This is a genomic window from Octadecabacter ascidiaceicola (genome assembly GCF_900185015.1).
Taxonomy (GTDB): Bacteria; Pseudomonadota; Alphaproteobacteria; order Rhodobacterales; family Rhodobacteraceae; genus Octadecabacter; species Octadecabacter ascidiaceicola.
The window spans coordinates 15,597-30,943 of the sequence record NZ_FXYD01000006.1 but is presented as its reverse complement, the minus strand read 5'-3'; the positions used below and the strand labels follow the sequence as shown (position 1 = coordinate 30,943).

Annotated in this window: 19 protein-coding genes; 13 read left to right on the top strand and 6 right to left on the bottom strand. The window is 56.2% G+C overall.

The window, feature by feature from the left end; translation table 11 throughout:
* Window positions 1–44: 44 nt before the first annotated feature.
* Complete coding sequence (locus OCA8868_RS15325) at window positions 45–908, top strand: hypothetical protein (RefSeq protein ID WP_370738006.1); 864 nt, start codon at window positions 45–47, stop codon at window positions 906–908.
* A 707-nt stretch (window positions 909–1,615) separates the two neighbouring features.
* Here the strand turns inward: OCA8868_RS15325 and OCA8868_RS15315 are convergent.
* Together OCA8868_RS15315 and irr are read right to left on the bottom strand one after the other, a co-directional pair.
* Window positions 1,616–2,098, bottom strand: coding sequence for a hypothetical protein (locus OCA8868_RS15315; RefSeq protein WP_245848308.1), 483 nt, complete (start codon window positions 2,096–2,098; stop codon window positions 1,616–1,618).
* Window positions 2,099–2,146: 48 nt separating this feature from the next.
* Window positions 2,147–2,575: a Fur family transcriptional regulator Irr gene (gene irr / locus OCA8868_RS15310; RefSeq protein ID WP_093997467.1), complete on the bottom strand. Its 429-nt coding sequence runs from the start codon at window positions 2,573–2,575 to the stop codon at window positions 2,147–2,149.
* 159 nt (window positions 2,576–2,734) lie between these two features.
* On the opposite strand from irr, the gene fabA reads away from it, so the two are divergent.
* The 6 genes from fabA (at window position 2,735) to OCA8868_RS15280 (ending at window position 8,002) form a co-directional block, all read left to right on the top strand.
* Window positions 2,735–3,244: a bifunctional 3-hydroxydecanoyl-ACP dehydratase/trans-2-decenoyl-ACP isomerase gene (fabA, locus tag OCA8868_RS15305; protein WP_093997466.1), complete on the top strand. Its 510-nt coding sequence runs from the start codon at window positions 2,735–2,737 to the stop codon at window positions 3,242–3,244.
* Window positions 3,245–3,293: 49 nt separating this feature from the next.
* Window positions 3,294–3,779: a hypothetical protein gene (locus OCA8868_RS15300; protein WP_143849658.1), complete on the top strand. Its 486-nt coding sequence runs from the start codon at window positions 3,294–3,296 to the stop codon at window positions 3,777–3,779.
* A 157-nt stretch (window positions 3,780–3,936) separates the two neighbouring features.
* Entirely contained in the window at window positions 3,937–4,296 is a 360-nt protein-coding gene (locus tag OCA8868_RS15295; RefSeq protein WP_093997464.1) for a VOC family protein, read from the top strand.
* 78 nt (window positions 4,297–4,374) lie between these two features.
* Window positions 4,375–5,604 (top strand): beta-ketoacyl synthase N-terminal-like domain-containing protein, encoded by a 1,230-nt coding sequence (locus OCA8868_RS15290; protein ID WP_093997463.1) that lies wholly within the window; start codon window positions 4,375–4,377, stop codon window positions 5,602–5,604.
* A gap of 798 nt (window positions 5,605–6,402) precedes the next feature.
* Window positions 6,403–7,194, top strand: coding sequence for an enoyl-ACP reductase FabI (locus OCA8868_RS15285; RefSeq protein WP_093997462.1), 792 nt, complete (start codon window positions 6,403–6,405; stop codon window positions 7,192–7,194).
* A gap of 4 nt (window positions 7,195–7,198) precedes the next feature.
* Window positions 7,199–8,002: a metalloprotease gene (locus tag OCA8868_RS15280; RefSeq protein ID WP_245848306.1), complete on the top strand. Its 804-nt coding sequence runs from the start codon at window positions 7,199–7,201 to the stop codon at window positions 8,000–8,002.
* A gap of 6 nt (window positions 8,003–8,008) precedes the next feature.
* On the opposite strand, the gene OCA8868_RS15275 is transcribed toward OCA8868_RS15280, so the two are convergent.
* From OCA8868_RS15275 to OCA8868_RS15265, 3 genes are all read right to left on the bottom strand, one after another.
* Window positions 8,009–8,305, bottom strand: a complete 297-nt coding sequence (locus OCA8868_RS15275) for a fatty acid desaturase (protein WP_093997460.1) — start codon at window positions 8,303–8,305, stop codon at window positions 8,009–8,011.
* A 39-nt stretch (window positions 8,306–8,344) separates the two neighbouring features.
* A complete protein-coding gene (locus tag OCA8868_RS15270) occupies window positions 8,345–8,764 on the bottom strand; it encodes a Rieske 2Fe-2S domain-containing protein (protein WP_245848317.1) in 420 nt (139 codons plus the stop codon).
* A gap of 253 nt (window positions 8,765–9,017) precedes the next feature.
* Complete coding sequence (locus OCA8868_RS15265; RefSeq protein ID WP_093997459.1) at window positions 9,018–9,455, bottom strand: FKBP-type peptidyl-prolyl cis-trans isomerase; 438 nt, start codon at window positions 9,453–9,455, stop codon at window positions 9,018–9,020.
* 94 nt (window positions 9,456–9,549) lie between these two features.
* On the opposite strand from OCA8868_RS15265, the gene OCA8868_RS15260 reads away from it, so the two are divergent.
* The 6 genes from OCA8868_RS15260 (at window position 9,550) to OCA8868_RS15235 (ending at window position 14,504) form a co-directional block, all read left to right on the top strand.
* A complete protein-coding gene (locus tag OCA8868_RS15260) occupies window positions 9,550–9,945 on the top strand; it encodes a DUF1801 domain-containing protein (protein WP_093997458.1) in 396 nt (131 codons plus the stop codon).
* Window positions 9,946–9,999: 54 nt separating this feature from the next.
* Window positions 10,000–10,677 carry a haloacid dehalogenase type II gene (locus tag OCA8868_RS15255; RefSeq protein ID WP_093997457.1) on the top strand — a complete coding sequence of 226 codons (678 nt, stop codon included), beginning with the start codon at window positions 10,000–10,002 and terminating at the stop codon, window positions 10,675–10,677.
* Complete coding sequence (locus OCA8868_RS15250) at window positions 10,677–11,492, top strand: alpha/beta fold hydrolase (protein WP_093997456.1); 816 nt, start codon at window positions 10,677–10,679, stop codon at window positions 11,490–11,492. The genes OCA8868_RS15255 and OCA8868_RS15250 overlap by 1 nt, the downstream gene beginning before the upstream one ends.
* The gene (locus OCA8868_RS15245; protein WP_093997455.1) at window positions 11,489–12,460 is read left to right on the top strand and encodes a threonine ammonia-lyase; all 972 of its coding nucleotides are present in this window, start codon (window positions 11,489–11,491) and stop codon (window positions 12,458–12,460) included. The genes OCA8868_RS15250 and OCA8868_RS15245 overlap by 4 nt, the downstream gene beginning before the upstream one ends.
* 69 nt (window positions 12,461–12,529) lie before the next feature.
* The gene (locus OCA8868_RS15240; RefSeq protein ID WP_093997454.1) at window positions 12,530–13,747 is read left to right on the top strand and encodes an endonuclease/exonuclease/phosphatase family protein; all 1,218 of its coding nucleotides are present in this window, start codon (window positions 12,530–12,532) and stop codon (window positions 13,745–13,747) included.
* On the top strand, window positions 13,734–14,504 hold the full coding sequence (locus OCA8868_RS15235; protein WP_093997453.1) for an alpha/beta fold hydrolase: 771 nt from the start codon (window positions 13,734–13,736) through the stop codon (window positions 14,502–14,504). The genes OCA8868_RS15240 and OCA8868_RS15235 overlap by 14 nt, the downstream gene beginning before the upstream one ends.
* Here OCA8868_RS15235 and OCA8868_RS15230 read toward each other — a convergent pair.
* A complete protein-coding gene (locus OCA8868_RS15230) occupies window positions 14,487–15,278 on the bottom strand; it encodes a phosphotransferase (protein ID WP_179214875.1) in 792 nt (263 codons plus the stop codon). The two genes, OCA8868_RS15235 and OCA8868_RS15230, sit on opposite strands and share 18 nt — an antisense overlap.
* Window positions 15,279–15,347 lie beyond the last annotated feature (69 nt).

Below are 15,347 nucleotides of genomic sequence, written 5' to 3'. Positions count from 1 at the left end.
CGAATTACCTGACATTGGCCGCAAGCAGGCAGAGCATAACAATGATCCATCACGATACCCTCGCAGCATTTATCAAAGACGGCGCGCCGCTTCTTAAAAAGGGGCCTGTGGCCCTTATTTTTGCAGAAGACGAAGTGGAACTTGACGCTACGATCCGCCACCACCTTGGCGCGGGCTTCTTGTACGTGATCGTCTTTGCGATGCCGGAATTTGAAATCGCCGACGATGTGGCCGATGACATCGTGCGGGTGAGCTATAACATGCTCTCCACCGCTGCCTTAGAAACTGCCGTTAGTGCAGTGATGAAGGCCACGGGCGATATCTGGATCTATTACTGCTTCAATGCCGAGTTCCTGTTCTTCCCATTTATTGAAAACCGCACCGTCGGTGAGATGATCGCGTTCAACGTTGAAGAACGGCGCGACACGATCCTGACCTATGTCATTGATTTATATACGGGCGACCTGTGGCAAAACGCCAATGCTGTCTGCATCGAAGACGCACATCTGGACAAGACGGGTTACTACGCGCTGGCCCGTAAAGATCGATGGAACAATGACCTAGATCGTCAGCTCGACTATTTTGGCGGTTTGCGCTGGCGGTTCGAAGAACACATTCCAGCGCCACGCCGCCGCATCGACCGCGTCGCGATTTTTCGCAACAAACCCGGCTTAGTGTTCTTCCCCGACCACACCTTTAACGACCCCGAATACAACACCTATTCTTGCCCGTGGCACCATAATATCACGGCCGCTGTCTGCTCATTTCGGACGGCCAAAGCCCTCAAACGCAACCCTGGGTCTACGTTTGAAATCGACACATTCAAATGGCACAACTCCGCCTTGTTTGAATGGCACAGCCAACAGTTATTGGACTTGGGGCTAATCGAACCTGGTCAGTGGTTCTGATCGAATGATCTCTGGGGTTGGTGCAATCGGCGCGCTTTTTGCGGTCTTCTTTGGTCTCATCATTGTTATTACCCTATTTGTGTTAACAAAAGGCTGGGATTGATCGGGCTCATTCTTTTTCTCACTTGGTTATTTTTCCCGCCATTTTGGGACATCGCCAAATATGGATTTGCTATGCGGCAGACCAGTTTTGACCATTACAGGGAGACCCAAACCAGCCATTACGGGGTAACCCTGCCAGACGACGGCAGCTTTTGGCGCAGTCGACGTGGCTTTCTTAGTAATCCTGCACATGGGTTAAGCTTTCGGACTACGGTTGAGGGCGTGGAACACCAGATTGGCTTTGCAATCAACAACACAAAGTCAAATTTACATTTCGATTTTTCGGGATGTACCTACACCGACGGACCCAATGGGCTGCGTAAGATCATAAACAACGACTGTGATAACCTAGACAATCATGGATCAGATTTGTTTTTCACCACCCCACCGAACGACCCGAACCCCGCAATTCTAAAACTGCATAGCTTCGACAGTGTCGAAGATATTCGGATCTTTCGTTTCGTTCATGGTGACGCGACCGTTTCGGTATCCGTAGGGTCTGATCTACGAATTGGCCGACCCAAACTCCCTCAATCCAGTTGGATGTCTATCCGAGCGGCAATCATCCCTCTGCTGGACACCCACTTCGTTTTCAATCCCCCTACTTAGGCTACAGCAACCCCCATCTCCCCACTCTGCGCAGCCCCCTGATGGGCGGAGCTATAGGGCCAATCACCCGCCGACTCCACCAGCCCAGCGCGCACGGGGGCCGCTTCAATGAACTCGCGTCGAAGCGGAGCAACAGCATCTGCTATTTCGAGCACTTCCGTCTCAGCAGCCCAAACGCTTCCTCCATGGGTCGGGAGATGGTGGTCAAAAGCGGAGCAAATCAACTTTATCGCGCCATGGGTACCAAAGTCAGCGTCTGGAAATAGACACAGCAATTGCATTTCGTCTGGCAGGACAACCGCTGCATCTATCGAAAACCCCCAACGTTGCTGCGACAACGCCACGCAGTCTCGCAAAAGTCGAACGTGGCGCACGAGTGAATCATCGCTGGGATCAGCCAATCGAAGCGTTACTGCAACGTAAGCGGAATGAACTGGGCGAATTGGAGCGGGGCAAAACTGCGAGGTGTGGTGAGACATGCCCAACCTTGAACCGCGCACCCTTAAAATTTTGTGAAACTGCCCAAATTAGCTGCGACGCAGGCGGATCACGACATCGACCGATGCAATCTCCGCGCCCGCAGGGGCATCCGGCACCCGCGCGATTTCCAACTGCTCAGCTGGGGCGTCAGACAGACGGTTGTCGTCTTCCCAGTAGAAATGCGGATGATCAGACATATTGGTGTCAAAATAGGACTTCGACCCATCGACAGTAATTTCGCGCAACAGACCTGCGTCACAAAAGGCGCGCAAAGTGTTGTAAACCGTAGCAAGCGAAACCTTTTCATTGGTATCCGCCGCCGCATCAAACAGGCTTTCGGCTGTCACATGGCGATCTTTGCCGTCCCCAACCAGCAATCCAGCCAAGGCCATACGTTGGCGTGTCGGGCGCAAACCTGCCCCTGCCAGCCAAACTGCCCCGCGTTCTGTCGCGCTATGAGTTGATACGTCCGTCATGTGTCGGTCCTACGTCTTGGTGCCCTATAATATGGGGGAAACGCGCAGGCATTCAATCTTAAATGCGAATAACGCTCTGCGCGGTGCTCCCCTTGCCCTTAATCGACGCGGGATGGTAGGACGATAATCAAGTACAACTCCACAAGGAAGACAGGCACTATGAGCGAATATCCATCAAGTTTTGACCGCGACGACCTTCTGAAATGCGCGCGTGGCGAACTGTTTGGCGAAGGTAACGCCCAGCTTCCAGAACCTCCAATGCTTATGATGGACCGCATCACCGACATCTCTGGTGACGGCGGCGCACACGGCAAAGGCCACGTTCTTGCGGAATTCGACATCAAACCCGACCTGTGGTTTTTCGAGTGCCACTTCCCAGGCAACCCAATCATGCCCGGCTGTCTTGGCCTTGATGGTCTGTGGCAGCTGACAGGCTTCAACCTTGGCTGGCGCGGCTGGACGGGGCGTGGCTACGCGCTCGGTGTTGGCGAGATCAAACTCAAGTCCATGGTGCGCCCTGATGCAAAGCTGCTCACCTATGAAATCGACTTCACCAAAGCCATCCAAACACGCCGCCTGACGATGGGCGTCGCGGATGGCATCGTTAAGGTCGACGGCGAACTGGCCTATGAAGTCAAAGACATGAAGGTCGCGCTGAGCGAGAGTTGAGCCTAATTACTGTAAATCATTAAACTATCTCAGATGGGAGAAATTTGTCTTGAAGTGTACTTTTCTTGTAGCATCGGTCTTCACCGCTATCGCCACTACTGCCAGCGCCTTTTGGGATGTGCAAAATTCTGGCGAGGACGTGTTTGGTAACGTCAATGTTACGGTTACTTCAATCGGAGACAACGGTAACCTAATGCGCTTTGAGTGCGGCAGCTCTTCGGAACCATTTCTCGCGTTTTTGTTGCGAGATAGCTCAGGTGAAATCCCAGAAATTCCTGCGACATTTGTACATGTAGACCAAGAGAACGACCGCCATGTTTCGGGTGCAACACTTGGTTCATGGAATGACCAGTATGTGGCTGTAAAGGTTACAGACACTGAAACTCTGGTTCGACTTGCTGAACATATGACGGTTGCAACTTCCTCAATCTCAGTTGGAATCACCATCCCATTCACGGACCATCAAGTAGCGGATACTTTTAGTTCGCGAGGCAGCACCAACGCAGGGCAAACAGTAAAAGAGCATTGCTTCTAGTCTAAATAGCTGTTGTGCCCGTGACGGCTCACTTGCCGCCCACTCCCCTACATCTAAGAAAACACCACTAAGGGAGCAGCCAAGCGTCGGGTCGTCATTACGAGCTTAGGCCAAAGGACCCTTTGGGGAAGTGTCAAATATAGGCTACCCTCCCCTGATGACAGAACTCACGCCCTACTTCACGGTCGCTGACGGCGACGCATTTATCGCCTTTCTGGAAACCGTCTTTGGCGGCACCGTTGTCAAGGACGACCGCTATGAAAACGGCCGTATCCAGCACGCGCGTGTTCAGTTTGACGACGCCATTATCATGATCAATGAAGCAAGCGACTCCTATCCGGCCAATGCATCCCAAATGCATCTTGAGGTCGCAGATGTGGAAGCAACCTATGCAAAGGCGCTCGCTCACGGCGCGACCTCCCTCATGCAACCCAATACCCGCCCACACGGCGCGCGCATGGCAGGGATCAAAGATCCCTGCGGCAACACATGGTGGGTCGCGACCCCGCTAACTTAGGCTCCTAGCTTCAGCGCAGGACTTGCCCCTCCCCCACCACTCCCCTACATCTAAGAAAACACCACTAAGGGAGCAGCCATGCGTCGGGTCGTCATTACAGGGTTGGGCATCGTCTCACCAATCGGGAACAACGCAGCCGAGGTCGATGCGAACCTTCGGGCTGGGAAATCCGGCATCGTCGCGTCTGAGGAAATGAAGGAACACGGGTTCCGCTCTCAGGTCGCCGGTACGCTCAAGATCGACATCACGGAACACGTCGACAAACGCACGCTGCGCTTCATGGGGCCAGGTGCCGCCTATGCCCACATCGCGATGGGCCAAGCGATTGAAGACGCAGGGCTAACCGAAGACCAGATCGTGAACCCGATGACGGGTCTGATTGCGGGTTCTGGTGGGACAAGCACCTCTGCGATGTATGCTGCGCATAAGGTCGTTGAAACCACGGGCGCGACGAAACGCATTGGCCCGTTTGCGGTGCCAAAGGCGATGTCGTCTACCGTGTCCGCAAACCTTGCGACAGCCTACAAAATCAAAGGCATGAACTTTTCGATCACGTCAGCCTGTTCCACATCGCTGCATTGCATCGGCATGGCCGCACAGCAGATCGCGCTAGGCACACAAGACATCATGTTCGGCGGCGGCGGCGAAGAACTCGACTGGACGCTGTCCTGCCTGTTCGACGCAATGGGCGCGATGTCATCCAAGTATAACGACGCACCTGAAACAGCGTCCCGCGCATTTGACGCCAACCGCGACGGGTTCGTCATTGCTGGCGGCGGCGCGATGGTTGTGCTGGAATCCCTTGACGGCGCCCTCGCCCGCGGCGCGAAAATCTACGCCGAAGTTACAGGCTTTGCCGCGACGTCCGACGGCGCTGACATGGTTGCTCCATCAGGTGAAGGCGGCGAACGCGCGATGCGCGGCGCGCTGGCGACCCTGCCGACAGGCCGCAAAGTCAGCTACATCAACGCCCACGGCACATCCACACCCGTCGGTGACGTCGGCGAAGTCGAAGCCGTGCGTCGCGTCTTTGGCGAGGGCTCAACACCGCCAATTTCATCGACCAAATCCATGACAGGCCACTCTCAAGGGGCCACAGGCGCACAAGAAGCCGTCTATTGTCTGCTCGCACTGCAGGGCGATTACATCATCCCGTCCATCAACGTCGAAACCTTGGATCCAGCCCTAGACCCGACCGAAATCGCGACCGAATTCAAAGCCGATGCAGGTCTCGACACGGTGATGACCAACTCCTTTGGCTTCGGGGGCACCAATGGCTCCATGTTGTTGAGCAAGTATCAAGAATAGATAGGCCGCCAGAAACCAACCAGCTCTCCTTCCGTTATCTGCAAACACCTACCTTGACTTCAATGGCTTAGCGGCTACTCCTTGGGTTGAAATAGCAGTTATAGATTCAACCGGAGTACTGTCATGTTTTTAAGTAGCACCCTAAAGAAATGCACCATATTGGCGGTGCTTTCGCTGTCGGCCTGCGTCGCACCGACAGACCCCAAAAGCACTCAACAAATCACCACAGCTCCGGCCGCTCGCAACGCCCTGGTTGTGGATTCGGGGTCAAACGTAAGTAACCCGATCGTCACTGCCAATTTCCGTGGCGGTGGGGGCTCTTGGGAAGGAACCGGAAGCATATTGTTTCGATATGTCGCTATCGAACGGAACGGCGAAATCCATGTCTGCGGTGCCTACACTGCTCAAGGATCAAATAACATTCGCAGACTCAGCCGAGAGGTGATGCAAGCGGCGTCGGTGTCTGCGAACGGCGAAACAATCATGCGGAACATGCGGTTCTTCCGAGAGGCGTCAAGCGCAACCATGTCCAGAAGGTTAGTTGGTATTGAAACGAGCTGCAGATCAACAGGCCGAGCTTCGGGCACAGTGGCACTCGAGACCTTGATCGTTCAAACGCGCTCAGGTCGATACCGCGTTGACGGTTGATCCGCGTCGGATCATTTTCGCATCAATAGACCTACGGCGGCCATAAGAGCGTGGCTGCCGTTAGCTTTGCTGGCCTCCATAATCCCAGCCAAACCTTGACCCCACCCCCTAATCCGGCGCAAACCTGTTTCAACAATTGGAGAGCAGACCATGACCATCGACATGAACGGAAAACGCGGCCTTGTCATGGGCGTGGCCAACAATCGCTCGATTGCGTGGGGCATTGCAGAAGCCATGCACAAGGCGGGCGCTGAACTTGCGTTTTCCTACCAAGGCGAAGGCCTGCTCAAGCGCGTTGGCCCATTGGCTGAATCTGTCGGATCAGACACGCTGGTCGAGGCAGACGTGATGGATGATGCATCGCTGGACACCTGCTTTCAGACCCTCAAAGATAAATGGGGCAAGATCGACTTCGTCGTCCACGCCATCGCCTATTCCGACAAGAACGAGCTGACAGGCCGTGTCTCTGACACAACCCGCGCCAATTTCACCAATTCCATGGCCATCAGCTGTTACAGCTTCATCGACGTCGCCAAACGCGCCGCTGAAATCATGCCTGACGGCGGCACATTGCTGACGCTGACCTATGACGGAAGCCAACGCATTACACCAAACTACAACGTCATGGGCGTTGCAAAAGCAGCCCTTGAATCCGCGACCCGTTATCTGGCCGCCGACCTTGGCCCGCAGCAAATCCGCGTCAACGCGATCTCCCCCGGTCCAATGAAAACGCTGGCCGGTGCCGCAATCGCAGGCGCACGTCGCACGTTCAAATATGCCGAAGCAAACGCCCCAATGCGCCACAACGCAACGCTAGAAGCCGTGGGCGGCACGGCCGTTTACCTCGCGTCTGACGCAGGCGCTTGTACGACGGGCGAAATCGTCCACGTCGATAGCGGGCTTCACGTCATGATGATGCCGGCCTTGGAAAACCTCGGTTAATTTTGTGATCAGCCCGACCATGTTCCTGATCTGCGCCATCGCAGCGTGCCTTGGCACCATATATGCGCTGCGCGGTGGCTGGACGTCGCCGCTAAAGACAACAATCATCGGGCTTGATCCACAAGGCTTGGGCATCTCAGCACTCGCCGTCATCCTTGCTGTGGTCTTTTTCGGACCAGTCTTCGGCCTATCGATCATCCTTGTGGTCGTGATCCATGAATTCGGCCACGTCGCTGCGTTTCGCGTCGCAGGCCACCATGATGCATCCTTCCGGCTGGTGCCATTACTTGGGGGCTACGCGATCTCAAACCGCCCCGTCGACACGCAGGAAGAGTCCGTGTTCATCACCCTGATGGGTCCGGCAATCTGCCTTGCACCAATGTTGCTGGCCTTTGCTCTGGCGCAAATCTCGCTCACGACGTTTCCAGCCGCCTACTATCCACTGGTAACTTTCGCCAGCATTAGTGGTGCGTTGAACTTCTTTAACCTGCTCCCGATATGGCCGCTGGATGGTGGTAAACTTACGGCGTCCATCACATCCGTGTTCCACGATCGCGCACCGTTTTACATCTTTGCCACAACATCCGCCCTCATCGGGTTGGTCGCGGTACTGTCGCAATCGTTCTTCTTGGTGTTCCTCGTCATCATGACCGTTCAGCATCTGATGCAAACTGGTGGCAGCGATGGCCGCGCGCCTTATCGGCGGATGTCTAAAAAACGCGCCTTGATATGCCTCGGCGCATGGCTGTTTACCGCAGCCGCGCTATTCATGGGTGGCATTGGAACAATTTTGCGGTTCATCAGCTAAGCTCGCCTAGGTGTCATCCGCCAGTTTACCGATAAAACTGTCCCTCAGGTAATCATGATTGAAGTTAAGGTATCCATCTTTCTGATGCCTGACGTGTTTCCGTGTGAATTCGTGAAACTCGGGGAGTTTATGGAACGGCACCGACGGATAGGCATGGTGTTCAACGTGATAGGGCATGTTCCACGCAAGGAACCGCACAAGCCTGTCCATGAACGTCGTGCGGGTGCTCTCAAGCATGGAAGCCGCGTGCGGGCAACGCGCATGTTCCGCAAGTAAATAGCGGCGCAAGAAAGGCCCGCCCATAAGGATCGGAAGAAGCCAAACATACAAACAAATGACGACTTAAAAAGCAGGCTTAGCCCCCCGATACCCGCATAAAGGGCCGATCCAAACGTTCGGGTCCAACAAGTTGTCGCACATCAACAAATAGTTGCAGTCCAGCTCCATCGCTGCACCGCGATTGATACCCCAGTCAGGGCTGTCGTAGTTTTCGATCTCAAAGATGTCTGCTGGATTACCCATCCAGATCCAACCCAACCCGTATTTTTCATGCAGTGGGTACGCGTGGACTTTGGCATTGGAAGGAATGCCCCCAGCCCCCGGCGCCCGAACGCATTGCCCAACGCAGTTGAACGTCAGCCCATGATAGCCACACTCAACTGTGCCGCCCTTGATGCGACCGTTGGACAAAGGCAATTTGCGATGCGGGCACGCACCCTCAAGCGCGACGAGTTCGCCAGCTTCCGTTCGAAACGCACAAATTTTTCCCCTAGAACCACGATCTGTTGCAAATCCCGCGTGACCTCATGATCCCAAGCGGCAACACACCATGCATTTTTGAGGAACATCGGGTTACCTTACTAAGATACCAGGCCATTTTCGTGTGTGCACCAAGACCACCTTTATACCCTGCTTACGCACGGCGCTAAACGTCAGTTTCAGGTCTCGTGTTAGCAAAACGCGCAAAGCCGCCCCAGATCGGGACGGCCTTGCCTGTTCAAATCGTTCAGCTTTCTTAAGCTTCTTTGATTGAAACCATCTCAACCGCGAAGGTCAAATCCTTACCTGCAAGCATGTGGTTCGCATCCAGAGTGACTTCGCTTTCGCTCAACTCAACCACGGTCACCGGCATCACATGCTGCCCGTCTGGTGATTGCATCTGCAATGTCAGCCCCATCTCCAAAGGGATATCCGCAGGGATTTGTTCACGCGGGATGGACTGGCGGTTTTCTGGGTTGATCGCGCCGTAAGCTTCTTCACACGGGATCTCGACAACTTTCTTGTCGCCCATTTTCATACCCGGCATCGCCTTGTCCAAACCTGGGATGATCTGGCCGGAACCGACAACGAACTCCAACGGGTCACGGCCTTCGCTGGAATCAAACGTTGTGCCGTCCGACAAGGTGCCGGTGTAGTGGATGGCAACTGTGTCGCCTGATTTTACTTCGCTCATGGAATGTCCTGTCTGGATTTACGTGAATTCGCGCGCTGCCTAACAATCGCGCCCCAAGATTGCAAATCAGCCCCCAACGCGGCACCATCAAGGTATGACCCGACCCTTTGCATCAACCGCTGCACGCGACGCATTCGCCGCTTTCCCGCAACCTGCACGTGACACGCTCATGTCGCTGCGCGCGATGATCTATGAAATCGGTAAGACCCTACCCGTCGGACGCATCGAAGAATCGACAAAATGGGGGCAACCGTCTTACGCAACGCCAGACACCAACCTCGCAACGCCGATCCGGCTCGGCCTTTCCAAGGCAGGCGATCCCGCGATCTTCACCCACTGCCAAACCACCGTCATGAACGACTTTCGCGCCCTCGCCCCACCGGACATGGCGTTTGATGGCAATCGCGCCGTGCATCTTCCCACCGATAGTGCGCTCAACTTGGATGAACTTGCGCCACTTATCCGCGCGGCACTCACTTACAGGCTTTGAGGCTTTCCAAACAACCAGTTGCATGCCAAGCTGTTCCCAACAGAAAGGTTGCCCATGACAATCACCACCTGCATTTTTGACGCCTATGGAACTCTGTTTGATGTGGACGCCGCCGCGCGCAACGTCGCCAAAGAGCCGGGCCAGTCACAACTGGCTGCAGTCTGGGGGACACTGTCTGCGGACTGGCGCACAAAGCAGCTCGAATACTCATGGCTTCGCTCGATCTCCGGCCAGCACATTCCATTCTGGCAAGTCACCCAAGACGCATTAGATTGGGCTTTGGACAACAACGGCTTACATGACAACGCCCTGCGCGCGAAATTGCTGAGCGTTTACAAGGAACTCCCCGCCTACTCCGAAGTTCCCGCCATGCTCAAGGCACTGAAAGAAAAAGACCTCAACGTCGCAATTCTGTCCAACGGCTCACCCGATATGCTGGTCAGCGCCGTGCGTTCAGCCGGCATCGGTGAATATCTGGACGATGTATTGTCCGTCGAAGAAGTCGAAATCTACAAACCACACCGCCATGTCTACGACCTGGTTTGGGACCGCTTTGACGTTCCACAAACCGAAGTCCTGTTCGCATCCTCCAACGGCTGGGACGCCGCAGGTGCGGCCGGATATGGCTTTGGCACCGTTTGGGTGAACCGCGCCGACAAACCGCAAGACCGGCTTTGGGCTGCACCACACCGCACCGTCAAAGACCTGAAAACAATTCCCGATCTGGTCTAATGCCGCACTTTACGGCCCAAGACGGCACCCGCCTTTACTACACCGACACCGGCGAAGGCCTGCCCGTGCTCGCACTTGCGGGGCTTACCCGCAACACCGCAGACTTTGACCACGTCGCGCCGCACCTGAATTGTCGACTTATCCGCATGGACTACCGCGGTCGTGGCCAGTCCGACTGGGCCGATCCGGCAAGCTACACAATCCCCCAAGAAGCCCAAGACGCGATTGCCCTGCTCGATCATCTGAACATCGAAAAGGCTGCCATCCTTGGAACGTCACGCGGTGGCCTGATCGGTATGGTCCTCGCCGCGACGGCCAAAAACCGTCTGCTTGGTGTGGCGTTAAATGACATCGGCCCCTACATCGAAGCGGCAGGCCTATCCGTGATCAAAGACTACATCGGCCGCAATCCACCCCAGAAAACCCACGCCGACGCCGCCGCCTTTCGCGCCAAGGCATGGTCGCATTTCAAAGGCGTCCCAATGGATCGTTGGCTGGCCGAAGTTGCCGCCCACTATAGCGAAACGCCCGACGGCCTCGTGATCAAATACGACCCCAAACTCGCCGACACGGTCCTTGCCGCCAGCGCCAACCTCGCCCCCGACCTCTGGCCAGTGTTTGACGCCATGGCGGGCTTGCCCTTGGCGATCCTGCGCGGTGATGCTTCTGATCTTTTGTCCGTCCCGACCTTTGAAGAAATGCGCAATCGCCGCCCCGATGCCCATGCGGCAACCGTTCTGGGCCGTGGCCATGTGCCCTTCCTTGACGAGCCGGAATCCTTGGGCGTTCTCAACGACTGGATCCTTTCCCTATGAACATTGATATGATCCGCGCCGCCGCCAAACGCTTGGACGGCCATGCACGCCGCACCCCGCTGTTATCGTCCCCTTTCCTTGACGAAATGGCAGGCCGCAAAGTGTTCATCAAACCCGAGTGCCTGCAACACACTGGCAGCTTCAAATTTCGCGGCGGCTGGTCCGCTCTCTCTGCGATGGACCCCGATCAACGCGCCAAAGGCGTCATCGCCTATTCCAGCGGCAACCATGCCCAAGGCGTCGCGCTGGCGGCTGCACGTCATGGCACATCCTCCGTCATCGTCATGCCCTCTGACGCGCCGCAGCTGAAAATAGACAACACCAAGGCGCTGGGCGCCGAAGTGGTTCTTTATGATCGCGACAATGAAGACCGCGACGAAATCGGCGCGCGCGTCGCGAATGAACGTGGCCTTACCCTCGTCAAACCCTTTGATGATCCACAGGTGATCGCAGGCCAAGGCACCTGCGGCCTTGAAATCGCACAAGACGCGAATGCCCTTGGCATCGAAAACGCCGACGTTCTGGTCTGCTGCGGGGGTGGCGGCTTTACGTCCGGCATAGCACTCGCCTGCGAAGCCGACGCCCCGACCCTGCGCATCCGCCCTGTTGAACCCGAAGGCTTCGACGACGCCGCGCGCTCCCTTCGTTCTGGCGGGATCGAGCGCAACAACCAAACCTCGGGCAATATTTGTGACGCCATTATCACCGCGCAACCCGGTGATCTGACCTTCCCGATCATGAAACGCCTTTGCGGCCCCGGTCTCATCATCACCGAACACGAAGCGCTACAAGCCATGGCGCACGCCTTCTTACGCCTCAAAGTGGTCGCCGAACCCGGTGGTGCCGCCGCCCTCGCCGCCGCCCTTTACCGCAAAGATGACATCAACGGCGACGCAGTGATCGTCACGATCTCCGGCGGCAACGTCGACCCCGCCCAATTCAAAACGGCGCTCGACACGCTTGCCTAACTCGTGTTTGTCTTTGTCCCTTAAATATCCCCGCCGGAGGCTCCCCTCCATAACCGAAAGACGCCCGACATGACCCGTTTCACCATCGCCAGCTTCAACGTCAAAAACCTCATCGGCGCGGATAAGGAATATTACGAGTTCCAGAAATACACGCCTGAAGAATACGCGTGGAAACAGGACTGGATGGCAGATCAACTGCTGACAATGGACGCCGATATCGTTGGCTTTCAGGAAATCTTTGAAGAAGACGCTCTGCGTGACGTCATCGCCGAAGCCGACACCCTTGGTCAGGCTTCAAACGCCGCCTCAATCCCCGACAAGTCCAAACGCTATCACCGCAAAGCGATCTTTCGCAAACTCGCCTACACGCCCTATGGCACAGGCGGCTTGGCATTCGCGCCAAACGCCGCCGACACTGGCGAACCGGGCAAACGCCGCCCCGGTGTCGCGATTGTGTCGCGGTTCGGTTTCGTCGGCACACCCGAAATCATCCAAGACCTGCCCGAACCCCTCGACATCCCGTTCTCTGCCCTGCGCGGATCGGACGGCGATGACGACGCGGGCCACTACCGCCTGCGCCGCCTCTCGCGCCCCATTCTAAAGGCGCGCATTCCCGTTGGCGATCAAACCATAACCGTCTTCAACTGCCACCTGAAATCCAAACTCGGCGAACACATCACCCCCACTGGCGCCGACTTCCCGCCCGCCGCCGACCTTACCCAATACGACGCCGCAACCCGCGCGATGGGCTCGCTGCGTGCCGCCCTACGCCGGATGGCCGAAGCATGGGTACTGCGCCGCGAAGTCATCACCGAACTTGAGGCCGGAAACCCCGTCATGGTCCTTGGTGACTTCAATGACGGCGAACACGCTGTGTCCTCTGAAATCATCTCCGGCGAGGTTCCGTTCAAGAACTACGCATGGATGCTGCGCCATGACGCTAAAGCGTCCAATGACCGTTACACCAAAGAAGAAAACACGCAGATCACCGAAAACATCAATCGTGTGCGCCTCCACTCCGCTGAAAAACTATTCGTGCGCAAATCCTCGCGCGATATGGTCTATACCTCGGCCTTTGGGGGCAATTTTGAATCCATTGACCAGATTTACATGTCGCGCCACTTCCACCCTGACTACAAACGTAAGATCGGCGAAATGGAATACTTCTCTGTGCTGAACGACCACCTGACGGACGGCTCACACGCAGAAGCGCCCTACAACAAACTCGCCTCTGACCACGGCCAGATCATCGCGCATATGGTGATGGGTGACGATGACAACGCATAACATCCAAGCCAAGGGCGCGACCCTGTTTGCCAAAGACGAAGGCACAGGGCCAACCTTGGTGTTCTCGCACGGTCTGGGCCTTGATCACCGGATCTGGGACGGCGTTGTAGCCCAGCTGCCAGACCACCGCTGTGTGCGCTACGATCTGCGGGGACACGGCCAATCTGACGTTCCCGACGGCCCCTATAGCATGGGCACGCTGATTTCTGACGCGGAAGCGGTGTGTGACTCACTAGGCCTAAAAGACGTTGTGTTCATCGGCCTATCTGCCGGCGGCCTTATTGCGCAAGGTCTGGCCGTCAAACGCCTCGACATGGTGCGCGGTATGACGTTGATCGCCAGCGCCGCCAAACACGGCCAACCCGAACCGTGGCACGCCCGCGCTAAAACGGTGCGCGATGGCGGAATGCCCGCGATCATCCCTGAGATGCTGGAACGCTGGAACGCCCGTGATGACGGCGCCCAGCTGGAAAACTGGCTAACACGGGCAAACACCGAAGGCTTCGCCGCCACCTGCGAGGCCATCGCCGGAACTGATTTCTACACCCCAACCTCCGGCCTTCGCCTGCCAACGCTTGGCCTTTGCGGAAACTACGACAAAGCCACACCACCGGACCTTGTGCGCGAAACCACCGACCTCGTGCCAGGGTCGCAGTTTCACCTGATCCGTGGCGCCGGACACATCGCACCGGTTACCCACGCTGATGACATCACCGCTAGGCTAACCCAATTCCTGACGTCAATCGGCCACGTCTGATTTCGAAACGCCCTCAAGAACACGCGCGGCCCAATACGCACCACGCACATCATCAGCTAACATCGTCGCGCCAGTGCCCCGCATGATCCACCGCCAAACGCGCAAGGATTTGCAAAGCGCGATTAACCGCTGGGCGACGTCCTTGGGCGCATCGGCAAGGTAGCTGTCTAGCAATCGCTTAAGCCCCGCTTTCGGGTCGTCCTTAAACTCGGCACAGGACAGCAAAAATAAATAAATGTCTCTGGCTTGCGCATCTTCCAACGGCATCCGCTGAACCGGATCTTCCTCAAGGTCGAGAACAGAAATTTCACCGGTTTCAGAAAGCGTCATATCTTTCAAAAACGGTCTCCCATGCGCGAGGCCCGATTGATGAATTTTCACCAACACATCCAACGCCTGCTCCATGAGCCGCTCTCTCTCCGCAACGTCGGATATCGCCCGCATATGCCCGCGCAATTGTATGCCGCAATCTGACAGCACCAAATGCGCGTCGGTCTCGTCTAGAACCGTCGGGACAGGCAAGCCCTTGGTAGCAAACAACCGAAGTCGCGCAGCCTCCCCATGAAGCGCTTCCATGCCACCAACTGCGTTCGTCGACTGCATTGCTTTTGGAAAAATACGATCCAGAACTCTGTGCAAGCTTGTAAATATGCTGGACCGCGCGCCTTCGGGCCGCTTAACCCATGCGTCCTGCCCGTCAAAACACACCCTTTCGACACGTGGCTTATCCGCAGATGCCGCCGCTCCTTCGCTCTTATCCACAGGCAATGTCATACGCATCCTTGCAACCAAAACCAGACAATGAACCGACCCCTACCAATCTCGCTCCGCTGAGACAATCTT